General features: G+C 73.3%; 11 protein-coding genes. 7 read left to right on the top strand and 4 right to left on the bottom strand.

Features of this window, described 5'->3' with window-relative positions; all coding sequences use genetic code 11:
- Positions 1–792 (top strand): hypothetical protein, encoded by a 792-nt coding sequence (locus tag ABZ484_RS14015; RefSeq protein WP_358866123.1) that lies wholly within the window; start codon positions 1–3, stop codon positions 790–792.
- A 71-nt stretch (positions 793–863) separates the two neighbouring features.
- Here ABZ484_RS14015 and ABZ484_RS14020 read toward each other — a convergent pair whose 3' ends face one another.
- On the bottom strand, positions 864–3167 hold the full coding sequence (locus ABZ484_RS14020; protein WP_358866124.1) for a helix-hairpin-helix domain-containing protein: 2304 nt from the start codon (positions 3165–3167) through the stop codon (positions 864–866).
- Positions 3164–4147 carry an aldo/keto reductase gene (locus tag ABZ484_RS14025; protein WP_358866125.1) on the bottom strand — a complete coding sequence of 328 codons (984 nt, stop codon included), beginning with the start codon at positions 4145–4147 and terminating at the stop codon, positions 3164–3166. Before ABZ484_RS14025 ends, ABZ484_RS14020 begins: the two co-directional genes overlap by 4 nt.
- A 177-nt stretch (positions 4148–4324) precedes the next feature.
- On the opposite strand from ABZ484_RS14025, the gene ABZ484_RS14030 reads away from it, so the two are divergent.
- Positions 4325–5380: an LLM class F420-dependent oxidoreductase gene (locus tag ABZ484_RS14030; RefSeq protein WP_358866126.1), complete on the top strand. Its 1056-nt coding sequence runs from the start codon at positions 4325–4327 to the stop codon at positions 5378–5380.
- 282 nt (positions 5381–5662) lie between these two features.
- Positions 5663–6451, top strand: a complete 789-nt coding sequence (locus ABZ484_RS14035) for a ferritin-like domain-containing protein (protein WP_358866127.1) — start codon at positions 5663–5665, stop codon at positions 6449–6451.
- Between the two features lie 39 nt (positions 6452–6490).
- On the opposite strand, the gene corA is transcribed toward ABZ484_RS14035, so the two are convergent.
- Complete coding sequence (gene corA / locus ABZ484_RS14040) at positions 6491–7492, bottom strand: magnesium/cobalt transporter CorA (RefSeq protein WP_358866128.1); 1002 nt, start codon at positions 7490–7492, stop codon at positions 6491–6493.
- 61 nt (positions 7493–7553) lie between these two features.
- On the opposite strand from corA, the gene ABZ484_RS14045 reads away from it, so the two are divergent.
- The 4 genes from ABZ484_RS14045 (at position 7554) to mshC (ending at position 11143) form a co-directional block, all read left to right on the top strand.
- Positions 7554–8240 carry a histidine phosphatase family protein gene (locus ABZ484_RS14045; RefSeq protein ID WP_358866129.1) on the top strand — a complete coding sequence of 229 codons (687 nt, stop codon included), beginning with the start codon at positions 7554–7556 and terminating at the stop codon, positions 8238–8240.
- A 121-nt stretch (positions 8241–8361) separates the two neighbouring features.
- The gene (locus tag ABZ484_RS14050) at positions 8362–8952 is read left to right on the top strand and encodes a DUF3090 domain-containing protein (RefSeq protein WP_358866130.1); all 591 of its coding nucleotides are present in this window, start codon (positions 8362–8364) and stop codon (positions 8950–8952) included.
- A complete protein-coding gene (locus tag ABZ484_RS14055) occupies positions 8916–9797 on the top strand; it encodes an SCO1664 family protein (RefSeq protein ID WP_358866131.1) in 882 nt (293 codons plus the stop codon). Before ABZ484_RS14050 ends, ABZ484_RS14055 begins: the two co-directional genes overlap by 37 nt.
- 116 nt (positions 9798–9913) lie before the next feature.
- Complete coding sequence (gene mshC / locus ABZ484_RS14060; protein WP_358866132.1) at positions 9914–11143, top strand: cysteine--1-D-myo-inosityl 2-amino-2-deoxy-alpha-D-glucopyranoside ligase; 1230 nt, start codon at positions 9914–9916, stop codon at positions 11141–11143.
- Between the two features lie 111 nt (positions 11144–11254).
- Here the strand turns inward: mshC and ABZ484_RS14065 are convergent, their stop codons facing one another.
- The gene (locus ABZ484_RS14065; protein WP_358866133.1) at positions 11255–12271 is read right to left on the bottom strand and encodes a PAC2 family protein; all 1017 of its coding nucleotides are present in this window, start codon (positions 12269–12271) and stop codon (positions 11255–11257) included.
- Between the last annotated feature and the right edge of the window lie 120 nt (positions 12272–12391).

A 12391-nucleotide genomic window follows, 5' to 3' on the forward strand; every position in this document is an offset into this window, starting at 1 on the left:
ATGTCTGATGCTGCGCAGCCCACCGCTGCCGAGGTACGCGCCGCCGCCGAGGCGGTCAAGGCCGCGCTCGACCGCCATCTCGCCGCGGTCGAACGCAGGTCGGGGGAGGACGACCCGGCCGTCTACGAGGCGTTCAACCAGCTGGCCGCGGCCGCAGAGGCGTACGACGAGCTGCTCTACGACCGCTACGACGAGGTCACACCCTTCGAGATCCCCGGTGACGACACGCTGCCGCCGTACACGGGTCCGGAGGAGCCGAACGCGATCAGCGTGCTGATCCGCCGCGACTACGCCGTGGTCGAGCCGCAGCGGCTGCTGTCCCAGGCCCAGCGTGTGGAGGCCGCGGACGTCGAGACCGGCACGGGCATCGGCGAGGGCGCCTCCGGCACGGTGCACGGGGCGCTCGGCACCCTGTTCGGCGAGTTCGAACCGGACGAGATCGCCTCCCGGCACAAGGAGTTCGGCCTGGAAGAAGGCGACTCGACCCTGTGGGTCACGGCCTCGGACGAGCCGGCCGACCCGGGCGAATGGCTCGAGGCGCCCTTCGAGCACGTCGATCCCCAGCGCGTGGTCTGCCGCTTCGACGTCAGCGCGGTCTTCGACGACGAACTGGACGAGGACGAGGACGAGGACGAACCGGACGAGGACGGGCCGGACGAGGGCGACGACGTCGAGGACGACGAGATCGAGGACTACGACGACCTCGACACCGAGCTCGACGAGGACGAGGACGACGAGGACGACGGCCTGGACGACGAGGAACTGGAGCCGCTGGAGGCGCGAGAGCGCTGAGGAGACCGGCGTCGGCCGGGGGTGGTCACGGAAGGCGGATTCCGCGACCACCGCCCGGGCGCTGCCGCGTCTCAGTCCCCTGCGGGTGCCGGTCCCGGTGCGGGTGAGGGTGCCGGTGCCTGTGCGTGCGTCTGCGTGCCGAGCAGGACGGGCAGCCTCGTCGTGCGGGGTCTGGCCGGCACCTCGGCCACGGCGCGCGGAAGCGCCTGCTCCACGCCGTGCACCACGGACAGATGACGGCTCGCCCGGCCGAACGCCGTGTAGACCCACGGCCGGCTGAGCGCCTGCGCCGCGTCGCCGGGCAGCACCACGACCACGGCGGGCCACCGGCCGCCCACGGCCTGGTGCGCGGTCAGCGCCCACCCATGCCGCACCCAGCCGTCCACGCGCTCCTTCGGCACCATCACGGGGGCGCCGGAGCACGACAGACGCAGGCCGTCGGCGTCGGCTCCCAGCACATGGCCGGGCAGCACCCGGCCGGGGACGGGGGAGTAGACGATCCGGTCGCCCGGGTCGAAGCCGCCGAACCGGCCGGGGCCCGGGTTGAGGCGTTCCTTGAGCGCGGCGTTGAGCGCGCGGGTGCCCGCCGCACCGCCGTGACCGGGGGTGATCACCACGGTCTGCTCGGGCGGGACGCCGATCGCCCGGGGCACCGAGTCGGCGACGAGCTGCACACTCCGGTGCACGGCCTCGGCCGCGTCCCGCACCGGCACGATCACGACCTCCTTGCCCGGCGCCTCCACCTGGTTCAGCTCGCCGACGCCGATACCGGAGACCAGCTCGCCCAGCGGTCCGGGGTCGGGCACCCGGGAGGCGACGTGCGGGCAGACCCGGGCCGCCAGCAGATCCGCGAAGACCCGCCCGGGACCCACGGACCACAGCACCGCCGGATCCCCGGCCAGCACCAGCCGCGCCCCGTCCGGCAGCGACTCCACGAGCAGCGCCGCCGTCTCCACGTCCAGCTGCGGTGCGTCGAGCACGACGAGCAGGTCCAGATCGAGCGCGCCGTCGGCGTCCCGACCGGGCCCCTCGCCGCCGGAGAGCAGTCCGGCCACGGTGACGACGGCGGGGCCGTCCGCTCGCGCGGGGTCACGCTCCTGGGTGGTCAGCTCCGCGAAGCCGTCGCGGCCGAGCGGGCTGTGGGTGGCGGCCCAGGCGCGCAGCCCGAGACGGTGGGCCTCGTCCAGCAGGCGGGCCGGTTCGACGCGGGACGCCTCGCCGCCGGTGTGCAGCACCAGGCCGTGCGCGGCGACCGCGCGGATCAGCTCGGCGGCGGAGCCCTGGGCCGAGGCGGCGGCCCGCTCCCAGTCCTCCGCCGGGCCGTCCTCCTTCGGCACCGAGTCGACCAGCCGGGCCAGCCCGTCGGCGAGGCTCTCCTCGGCGAGCGCGTACCGCTCCAGGCCGACGAGGACCCGCACCGGGCGCCTCGAGTCGTCCTCGTCGCCGTCCTCGGCGGCAGGCGCGCCCGGCTCGTCCAGGGCGTCCTGGAACACCAGGGCGTCGCCCTCGGCGAGCGCGCCCTGAAGGGCCGCGTCCGGGTCGGGCACCCCGCGCTGGGCCAGGGCGGCGGTGAGGGCCTGCGCCTCCAGGGACGTATGACCGGCAAGGGCCGCCTGCTCCAGCAGCCAGACGGTGAACGCCCGGCCGCGTCGCTCGTCGTCGGGGCCGCAGTCCGCGCCGAGCAGGGCCCGCGCGAAGCCGTCGGCCTGCTCCGGCCGTACGCCCGTGACGCGCAGCAACTGCCAGGGGTCGGCCCGCAGCTGCTCCCCGGCGCCCTCGCCGAGGGCCGCGGCGGCCGGGAGGGCGAGCGTCTCCGGGGCGCCGCCCTCGCTCAGCACCTGACGCACGGCCTGGACGGTCTGCGGCGCGGGGGCCGCGGGCGCGGTGGCCGCCTCGGCCGACACCGGCCCCGGTCGCCGTACCGGCTCGGGGGCGGGTCTGCGGCGTACCGGCTCCGGCTCGGGCGTCGCGAAGGCGGGGGCGGCGGGTTTCGCGCCGCTCTCCACGGCCCGCACCGCCGCGAGCAGATCGGCCGCCGTGCCGCTGAGCTTGCTCCCGCTCTCGATCGGCCCCTTCTTCTCCGCCTTCCGGCGCTCGATCCGCTCCCGCTCGATCCGCTGGGCGGCGAGTTCGGCCTCGGCCTCGGACTTCTCGGCCGCGGCGCCGCCGTCGCCGGCCGCGGTGCCGCCGTCGTCGTCCGCGGCGCCGCTGCCGCCATTGGTGCCGGCGCCCGGGGCCTCGGCCGGCGAGCCGGTGTTCTCCGCCGCCGGGCCGGTGCTCTCCGCCGCCGGGCCGTCGTTCGGGGCGGCGTCCTGCGCAGCGGTGTCACGGGTCCCCGGCTCGGTGCCCTCCGTGGTCTCCGGCTCCGTGCTCACAGCGTGCTCCAGTCGTGATCGGGATAGCGGTGCACGGGCGCAGACACGTCGTCGAGCGCCCGGCAGATCTCGTCAGGAAGACTAAGCGCCTCCACTGACAATGCCGCCGTGAGCTGCTGCGCGGTGCGCGCGCCGATGATCGGGGCGGCCACGCCGGGCCGGTCCCGGACCCAGGCGAGGGCGACCTGGAGCGGGGTCACCGCCAGCCCGTCCGCCGCCGTGGTCACCGCGTCCACGATGCGGCTCGCGGTGTCGTCGAGGTACGGCTCGACGAACGGCGCGAGGTGCTCGGAGGCGCCCCTGGAGTCCGCCGGCGTCCCGTTGCGGTACTTGCCGCTGAGTACGCCGCGGCCCAGCGGGGAGGAGGGGAGCAGCCCGATGCCCAGGTCGAGCGCGGCCGGCAGCACCTCGCGCTCGACTCCGCGCTGGAGCAGCGAGTACTCCATCTGGGTGCTGGCCAGCCGGGTACGGGTGCCCGGCGCGGCCAGCTGCCAGGTCGCCGCCTTGGCCAGCTGCCAGCCGCAGAAGTTGGAGACCCCGGCGTAGCGCACCCGGCCGCTGCTCACGGCCAGGTCCAGGGCCTGGAGGGTCTCCTCCAACGGAGTGCACGGGTCGTAGGCGTGCACGTGCCACACATCGATGTAGTCCGTGCCGAGCCGGGCGAGCGAGGCGTCCAGCGCCGCCAGCAGATGGCCGCGGGAGCCGTCGAAGCGGCGGTCCGGGTCCGGGACGCTGCCCGCCTTCGTCGAGATCACCAGGTCGTGGCGGGGCACGAGGCCTTCCATGAGCCGCCCGAGCAGGTACTCGGCCTCTCCGTCGCCGTACACGTCGGCCGTGTCGACGAGGGTGCCGCCGGCCTCCCAGAACGCCTTCAGCATGTCCGCGGCGTCGTGCTCGTCGGTGTCCCGGCCCCAGGTCAGGGTGCCGAGGCCGATGCGGGACACGCGCAGGCCCGTACGGCCGAGATGCCTCTGCTCCATGAACGCCGAGATTACTGGCCACGACTGGCCCGTGGGTTACCTGTGGACAACCCACTTTCCCCCCGGCGGGCGCGAGGGGAGGCGCCGGTCACACCCGCGTCGTGGCCTGCCGTGGGCCACGGTCACGCGCTAGGGTCTGGCGCACAGGACACGTTACTCGCGGGTAAGGGGATCGGTATGCGGCTCGGGATCAACCTCGGCTACTGGGGCGCCGGGATGGACGCGGACAATCTGGCCGTCGCCCGGGAGGCGGACCGGCTCGGCTACGCCGTGTGCTGGGCGGCCGAGGCCTACGGTTCGGACGCGGCCACCGTGCTCTCCTGGGTCGCGGCGCAGACCGAGCGCATCGACGTCGGCTCGGCCATCTTCCAGATCCCCGCCCGGCAGCCCGCGATGACCGCGATGACCGCCGCCACGCTCGACTCCCTCTCCGGCGGCCGGTTCCGCCTCGGCCTCGGCGTCTCGGGCCCGCAGGTCTCCGAGGGCTGGTACGGCGTCAGGTTCGACAAGCCGCTCGCCCGCACCCGCGAGTACGTGGAGATCGTCCGCAAGGCCATGACCCGCGAGCGGCTGACCTACGAGGGCGAGCACTGGACGCTGCCGCTGCCCGGCGGCCCCGGCAAGCCGATCAAGCTGACCGTGCACCCGCAGCGCGAGCACATCCCGCTCTACATCGCCGCGATCGGCCCCAAGAACCTTCAGCAGACCGGCGAGATCGCCGACGGCGCGCTGCTCATCTTCCCCTCCTCCGACCACCTCGAGGAGACGGCCCTCAAGCACCTGCGCGCCGGCCGCGAGAAGGCCGGGCAGACCATGGACGGCTTCGACGTCTGCCCGACCCTGCCGCTCGCCCTCGGCGAGGACAAGGACGTGGCCCGCCTCGCCGACACGTTCCGCCCCTACACCGCGCTCTACGTCGGCGGCATGGGCAGCCGCAAGCAGAACTTCTACAACCAGCTCGCGCAGCGCATGGGCTACGAGAAGGAGGCCGCCGAGATCCAGGACAAGTACCTGGCCGGCGACAAGGAGGGCGCCGCGGCCGCCGTCCCGCAGCAGCTCATCGACCAGACCACGCTGCTCGGCTCCGTCGAGCGGATCGCGGACCGGATGCAGGCCTACGCGGCGGCCGGCGTCACCACGCTCACCCTGGCCCCCGCGGGCTTCACCCTGGAGGAGCGGATCGCCGCGCTCCGCGCCGGCACCGAGGCCCTGGAGCGCGCCGGGCTGGCGTAGGCGGACAAGACAAACAAAAAGGCCCGTGGGCGGGGCCTTCGCGAGCTTTCCGCGGCCGTGGTGGGGGCTCGGGGGGTCTTCCCCGCCACGGCCGTCACCGAGAACAACGCGCCCGGGACCGTGCGGTTACGCTCCCGTCGTCCCCGGCCGCTCCGGCATGCCGCTGCTCCGTTCGGCGCAGCCCGCCCGCGGCACCTGTTGCGGCACCCCCGCACCCCCACTTGACTCGCCTTGACTCGTCCTTCGCGACGCTGCGGCGGTCCGGCAGGGAGGTAGCCCACGATGCTCTCACCCAGGGGTCTGTTCCAGGAGATCCTCGAGCACGACGAGTCGTTCCGTCTGTTCTGCTCGATCGCCTCCGGCGGAGAGGCGCAGGGCGGCTGGGAGAACGGGCGGATCGCCGCGCTCGCACCGGACAGTGCCCGCGAACTCGCCGCCAAGATCGCGCGCCACGGGGCGGACGAGGACAAGCACGGCCGGATCTTCCGCGCCCTGCTGCGCAGACGGGGCCTGGACCTGGTCGCGGTGCCCCCGGAGACCGACTACACCATGCTCCTGGAACGGCGGGGCATCGGCCTCGCGCACGACCGCCTGAAGTCCGACCGGCCGCTCACCGACACCGACATCATCGTCTACCTCGCGCACAGCCGGGTCACCGAGCAGCGCGCCTCCGAGCAGATGGACCTGCTGCGCCGGCACTTCGGCGACCACCCCGAGCTGGGCCGCGCCGTGAAGATGATCGCGAGCGACGAGGACGACCACCTCGCCTACTGCCACGAGGAACTGCTCCGCCTCGCCGCCGCCGGACACGGCCGCACCATCCAGCGGACCCTGCGCGCCTGCGCGCTCGCCGAGATCCGCGTCCACCGCGACGTGAGCCTGGCGGTCATGGCCCGCATGGGCCGCCTCCTCGGCTGGTCACGGACGCGCTCCGCCCTTCTGGCGGCCGGCATCCACGCGGTCTACGCCTACGAACGCCTCGCCGGCTGGCACCGCATGGTCACCCTCACGATGCCCGAGCGGCGCGATGCCCTCGGCGGTCCCCGCACCCCGGCCCCCGAGTACGCCTGAGCACGGCCGCCACCACCCCCGTCGCCGCCGCCCCCGCCGTCACAGCCATCCCCGCCGCTTGAACGTCTGGTACAGCAGCACCTCCAGGACGGCCATCAGGGCGATCACCGCCGGATACGCCCAGATCCAGTGCAGCTCGGGCATGTGCTCGAAGTTCATGCCGTAGATCCCGGCGATCATCGTCGGGATCGCGGCCATGGCCGCCCACGCGGAGATCTTCCGCATGTCGTCGTTCTGCTGGACGCTGGTCTGCGCCAGATGCGCCGACAGGATGTCCGAGACCAGCCGGTCCAGGCTCTCGACGGACTCGTTGACGCGGGTGAGGTGGTCGCTGACGTCCCGGAAGAAGGGCCGCGCCTTGTCGTCCACGAACGGGACGGCCGTGGCGAAGGCGCTCTGGCCCGTGCCGCCGAGCCGGGACATCGGCAGCGCCAGCGGACCCGTGGCCCGCCGGAACTCGGTGATCTGGCGCTTGAAGTTGTAGATCCCGGACGCCGTGTGCCGGGAGCTGCCCCGGTCGGGGGAGAAGACCTCCGCCTCCAGCTCCTCCAGGTCGGTCTGCAACTCGGTCGCCACGTCCAGGTAGTGGTCGACGACCGAGTCCGCTATCGCGTACAGCACCGCCGTCGGGCCCTTGCCGAGCATCTCCGGCTCCCGTTCCAGGCGGCGCCGTACGACGCTCAGCCCGACACCCTCGCCGTGGCGGACCGTCACCACGAACGAGTCACCGAGGAAGATCATGATCTCGCCGGTCGAGACGGCGTCGCTGCGCGGCTCGTACATCACCGGCTTCAGCACCACGAACAACGAGTCGTCGTAGATCTCCATCTTGGGTCGCTGATGGGCCTTCAGCGCGTCCTCCACCGCCAGCGGATGCAGTCCGAACTCCGCGCTGACCAGGTCGAACTCCTCCGCGCTCGGCTCATGCAGCCCCATCCACACAAAGCCCCCGGCCGTCCGCGCCTCGGCCAGGGCGTCGGAGAAGTCCCGCGGACCCTCGGCGCGGTGCCCGTCACGGTAGATGCCACAGTCGACGATCACGGAGTGTGTTCTCCCTTCGCCCGGCCGACGCCGGAGCCGCCCGTACGCCTACTCTGGCCGCATGCCCACGCTGATCCTTGTCAGGCACGGACGTTCCACCGCCAACACCGCGGGCCTGCTCGCCGGCTGGACTCCCGGCGTCGCCCTCGACGAACGCGGCACCGAGCAGGCCGCCGCACTGCCCGGCCGGCTCGCCGGGCTGCCGATCGCCGAGGTCGTCACCAGCCCGCTGCAACGCTGCCAGGAAACCGTACAGCCACTCCTGGACGCCCGGCCCGGCCTGGCCGCGCACACCGACGAGCGGATCGGTGAGTGCCGCTACGGCGACTGGTCGGGGCGCAAGCTCAGCGAGCTCAAGGACGAGCCGCTGATGGAGGTGGTGCAGGCGCACCCCTCGGCGGCGGCCTTCCCCGGCGGCGAGTCCCTGCGCGCGATGCAGACCCGCGCCGCCGAGGCCGTACGCGAGTGGAACGCGCGCGTGGAGCGCGACCACGGCGCCGACGCGGTATACCTGATGTGCTCCCACGGTGACATCATCAAGTCCCTCGTCGCGGACGCGCTCGGTCTGCATCTCGACCTCTTCCAGCGGATCTCCGTCGAACCCTGTTCCGTCACCGCGATCCGCTACACCCGGCTGCGGCCCTTCCTCGTGCGGCTCGGCGACACCGGCGACTTCGGGTCCCTGGCGCCGCGCGAGGAGCCGACCGGTGACGACGCACCGGTCGGAGGCGGCGCGGGCGCACCGTGATCGTCGGCCGCAGTAGGGTGAAGCGGTCCCCGTCGGCCTCCGACCCCCGAGCAACGTCTCTCTCGATTCGTCCCTTTCGATCCGTCCCTTTCGATTCCCACGATTCCCATGGAGACAGGACGTGTCCCGTCAGGTGTTCCTCTACGACCCCCCGGACCGTTTCGTGGCCGGTACGGTCGGACTGCCCGGGCGCCGTACGTTCTTCCTCCAGGCCACCGCCGGCTCCCGGGTGACCAGCGTGGCCCTGGAGAAGACCCAGGTCGCCGCGCTCGCCGAACGCATGGACGAGCTGCTCGACGAGGTCGTGCGCCGCAGCGGGGGCAACGCCTCCGTCCCCGCGATGGCGCCCACCGAGATCAGCGACACCGCCCCGCTGGACACCCCCATCGAGGAGGAGTTCCGCGTCGGCACCATGGCGCTCGCCTGGGACGGCGAAGAGCAGCGCATGATCGTCGAGGCACAGGCCCTCGTCGAGCTCGACGCCGAGTCCGAGGAGGACCTCGCGGAGGCCGAGGAGCGGCTGCTCCAGGACGAGGAGAACGGCCCCCCGATGCTGCGGGTCCGCCTCACCGGAGCCCAGGCGAGGGCCTTCGCCAAACGCGCCCTCGACGTCGTCAACGCCGGGCGGCCGCCGTGCCCGCTGTGCAGCCTGCCCCTGGACCCGGAAGGACACGTATGTCCGCGCCAGAACGGATACCGCCGCGGAGCGTGACGCCCGCGTCCCACGCGGCCTCCGTCGAGCTGCTCTCCCACGGCGAGCTCACCGTGCGCGGCCGCATCCGCGACGCCTCGAACGCGGCGCTGTTCTGCACGATCGCCCACGACGGCCGGGAAGCCTCCTGCGTGTACAAGCCGGTCGCCGGGGAGCGCCCGCTGTGGGACTTCCCCGACGGCACCCTGGCCGGCCGCGAGGTGGCGGCCTACGAGGTCTCCGAGGCGACCGGCTGGGGCCTGGTCCCGCCCACGGTGCTGCGCGACGGCCCGTACGGCGAGGGCATGGTCCAGCTCTGGATCGAGGCGGCCGCCGACGGTGAGGGCGACGGTGAGGGCGACGGCGAGGACGACGGCGGCGACACCGGGCTGCTCGCGCTGGTCGACGCCGAGGAACCCGGACCCGGCTGGAAGGCGATCGCCCTCGCCGAGGTAGGCGAGGGCCGCACGGCGCTGCTCGTGCACGCCGACGACGAGCGGCTGCGCCGGCTGGCGGTGCTCGACGCGGTGATCAACAACGCCGACCGCAAGGGCGGCCACCTGCTGCCCACCGCGCAGGGGCGGCTGTACGGCATCGACCACGGCGTCACCTTCAACGTCGAGAACAAGCTGCGCACCCTTCTGTGGGGCTGGGCCGGCGAGCCCCTGCCCCCGGAGGCCCTCGACGTCCTCAAGGGCCTCAAGGACGCCCTGGGCGACGGCGGCCGTCTCGCCGTCCGGCTGGCCGGCCTGATCACCCCGGCCGAGATCGACGCCACGCGCGCGCGTGTGGACACCCTCCTCGCCTCCGGCACCCACCCCGGACCGAACGGCGACTGGCCGGCGATCCCCTGGCCACCGGTGTGAGCAGGGCCCCCGGCGCGTGACCCAGCACACGCGCCGGGATCCCGCAAGAGCGCCTTACCGGTCATCCGGACCGGTCCGGTTCGTAGACGGGACCGCGGTCCGGTTACGCTCATGACATGCATGCCTGGCCCGCTTCCGAGGTCCCCGCCCTGCCAGGTCAGGGCCGCGACCTGAGGATCCACGACACAGCGACCGGGGGTCTGGTCACCCTCCAGCCCGGTCCCGTCGCCCGTATCTACGTCTGCGGCATCACGCCGTACGATGCGACCCACATGGGTCACGCGGCGACCTACAACGCGTTCGACCTCGTTCAGCGCGTGTGGCTCGACACCAAGCGGCAGGTTCACTACGTCCAGAACGTCACCGACGTCGACGACCCGCTGCTGGAGCGGGCACAGCGTGACGACGTCGACTGGGTGAAGCTGGCCGAGCAGGAGACGGCCCTGTTCCGCGAGGACATGACCGCCCTGCGGATGCTGCCCCCGAAGCACTACATCGGCGCCGTGGAGGCGATACCCGGCATCGTCCCGCTGGTCGAACGGCTGCGGGACCTGGGCGCGGCGTACGAACTCGACGGCGACGTCTACTTCTCCGTCGAGTCCGACCCGCACTTCGGCGAGGTCTCCCGCCTGGACGCCGCCGCGATGCGGCTGCTGTCCGCCGAGCGCGGCGGCGACCCCGACCGCCCCGGCAAGAAGAACCCGCTCGACCCGATGCTGTGGATGGCGGCCCGTGAGGGCGAGCCCAGCTGGGACGGCGGCTCGCTCGGCCGCGGCCGGCCCGGCTGGCACATCGAGTGCGTGGCCATCGCCCTCGACCACCTCGGCATGGGCTTCGACGTCCAGGGCGGCGGCTCCGACCTCGCCTTCCCGCACCACGAGATGGGCGCCTCGCACGCCCAGGTGCTCACCGGCGAGTTCCCCATGGCCAAGGCCTACGTCCACGCCGGCATGGTCGCGCTGGACGGCGAGAAGATGTCCAAGTCCAAGGGCAACCTGGTCTTCGTCTCACGGCTGCGGCGCGACGGCGTGGACCCGGCCGCCATCCGGCTGGCCCTCCTCGCCCACCACTACCGCTCCGACTGGGAGTGGACCGACCAGGTCCTCCAGGACGCCGTGGCCCGGCTCGGCCGCTGGCGCTCCGCCGTCTCCCGGCCCGACGGCCCGTCCGCCGACGCGCTGGTCGAGGAGATCCGCGACGCCCTCGCCGACGATCTGAACGCCCCGGCCGCGCTCGCCGCGGTCGACCGCTGGGCGGCGCTCCAGCAGGAGCACGGCGGCACCGACACCGGTGCTCCCGGCCTGGTCTCGCGAGCCGTGGACGCCCTGCTGGGCGTGGCTGTCTGACGGCTCTCCGGCAAGCCGGCACCCGGCCGGCGACGCCATCAGGGGCGGCGCGCTGCACAGCGCGCCGCCCCTGATCCTGTCCTCGTCCGGTGAGGTCCGTCGTGGTCCGGCTCAGTCCTCCGAGGAGTCCTCGTCGTCGCCGTCCGGCCCCGCCTCCGACTCCGTCTCCGGCCCCGTCTCCGGCTTCGGGGGTTTCGGCGGGCGGGTCCGTCCGCTGGGGCTGTCCCGCAGGTAGGAGCCGCCCTCGCCGCCCTCCGCCGTGGCGTGCCCGCCGGACGACGGGCCGCCGCCGTCCCGGCGCCGCAGATACCGCTCGAACTCGCGGGCGATCGCCTCACCCGACGCCTCCGGCAGCTCGGCGGTGTCCCGGGCCTCCTCCAGCGTCTGGACGTACTCGGCGACCTCGCTGTCCTCGGCGGCCAGCTGGTCCACGCCCACCTGCCAGGCGCGCGCGTCCTCGGGCAGCTCGCCCAGCGGGATCCGCAGGTCCAGCAGGTCCTCCAGGCGGTTGAGCAGGGCCAGCGTCGCCTTCGGGTTGGGCGGCTGCGAGACGTAGTGCGGGACGGCCGCCCACAGGGAGACCGCCGGGACACCCGCGTGTGTGCAGGCCTCCTGAAGGACGCCGACGATGCCCGTGGGCCCCTCGTACTTGGTCTCCTCCAGGTCCATCCGGCGGGCCAGGTCCGCGTCGGACGTGGTCCCGCTGATCGGGACCGGACGTGTGTGCGGGGTGTCGCCGAGCAGCGCACCGAGGATGACCACCAGCTCCACGCCCAGTTCGTGCGCGAAGCCGAGCAGCTCGTTGCAGAACGAGCGCCAGCGCATGGACGGTTCGATCCCGCGCACCAGCACCAGGTCGCGCGGCTTGTCGCCGCCGATCCGGACCACCGACAGCCGCGTCGTCGGCCAGGTGATCTTGCGCACGCCGCCGTCCATGAACACCGTGGGGCGGTTCACCTGGAAGTCGTAGTAGTCCTCGGCGTCCAGCGCCGCGAACACCTCGCCCTTCCACTCCCTCTCGAGATGCGCGACCGCGGTGGAGGCGGCGTCGCCGGCATCGTTCCAGCCCTCGAACGCGGCCACCATGACCGGGTCGATCAGCTCGGGAACCCCCTCGAGCTCGATCACCCAGTGCCTCCTTCCGACGTGCCCTCGCTTGACCCACCAACCTTACGGCGTGCGGCGGGGGCGCCCGCAGCCCCCTTGCACGGGGGAGTGAACGCATCACTGCCCCGTGCGGGACGGTCG

The organism is Streptomyces sp. NPDC006393 (genome assembly GCF_040628575.1).
In the GTDB taxonomy this organism is placed as follows: Bacteria; Actinomycetota; Actinomycetes; order Streptomycetales; family Streptomycetaceae; genus Streptomyces.

Excerpts from the sequence above, each read along its gene's own strand:
- ABZ484_RS14015 (WP_358866123.1), top strand. The coding sequence starts at position 1 with ATGTCTGATGCTGCGCAGCCCACCGCTGCCGAGGTACGCGCCGCCGCC.
- ABZ484_RS14025 (WP_358866125.1), bottom strand. The coding sequence starts at position 4,147 with ATGGAGCAGAGGCATCTCGGCCGTACGGGCCTGCGCGTGTCCCGCATC.
- ABZ484_RS14030 (WP_358866126.1), top strand. The coding sequence starts at position 4,325 with ATGCGGCTCGGGATCAACCTCGGCTACTGGGGCGCCGGGATGGACGCG.
- ABZ484_RS14035 (WP_358866127.1), top strand. The coding sequence starts at position 5,663 with ATGCTCTCACCCAGGGGTCTGTTCCAGGAGATCCTCGAGCACGACGAG.
- ABZ484_RS14045 (WP_358866129.1), top strand. The coding sequence starts at position 7,554 with ATGCCCACGCTGATCCTTGTCAGGCACGGACGTTCCACCGCCAACACC.
- ABZ484_RS14055 (WP_358866131.1), top strand. The coding sequence starts at position 8,916 with ATGTCCGCGCCAGAACGGATACCGCCGCGGAGCGTGACGCCCGCGTCC.
- mshC (WP_358866132.1), top strand. The coding sequence starts at position 9,914 with ATGCATGCCTGGCCCGCTTCCGAGGTCCCCGCCCTGCCAGGTCAGGGC.